Origin of the sequence: Paenibacillus camelliae, from assembly GCF_023715345.1 — a bacterium.
Taxonomy (GTDB): Bacteria; Bacillota; Bacilli; order Paenibacillales; family Paenibacillaceae; genus Pristimantibacillus; species Pristimantibacillus camelliae.
In genome coordinates this window covers 1-435 of record NZ_JAMBNY010000055.1, presented here as the reverse complement: position 1 = coordinate 435, position 435 = coordinate 1, and the positions used below count along the sequence as shown (strand labels likewise).

At 46.2% G+C, this 435-nt stretch carries 1 tRNA gene and 1 rRNA gene; both read left to right on the top strand.

Annotated elements, in window-relative coordinates:
* Positions 1-36: 36 nt before the first annotated feature.
* Positions 37-112: transfer RNA gene (locus tag M3180_RS22365), tRNA-Ala, on the top strand.
* 208 nt (positions 113-320) lie between these two features.
* Positions 321-435, top strand: a 23S ribosomal RNA gene (locus tag M3180_RS22360); the annotation flags it as partial.

Genomic DNA, 435 nt, shown 5'->3' with positions numbered 1-435 from the left:
CTAAGGCCCACCATCTACAACTTTATATTATATTATGGGGCCATAGCTCAGCTGGGAGAGCGCCTGCCTTGCAAGCAGGAGGTCAGCGGTTCGATCCCGCTTGGCTCCACCAAAGAAGATTTACAACCTTTAACGTGTTCTTCCTAACGGAAAACACTATTGTACCTTGAAAACTGGATAAGAAAGTATATGAAACATCCAAAGCGAATCGAGTTCAACAAACTTACGTTTGTTTGAAATTATTAACCGCGAATCCTTTGTTATCGACGACCTTGTTCCGTAAGGAACACCGAAGGAGATAAGAAACGGATGAGCAACATGGTTAAGCTAATAAGAGCGCACGGAGGATGCCTAGGCACTAGGAGCCGAAGAAGGACGTGGCGAACAACGATACTGCCTCGGGGAGCTGTAAGCAAGCTTTGATCCGGGGATTTC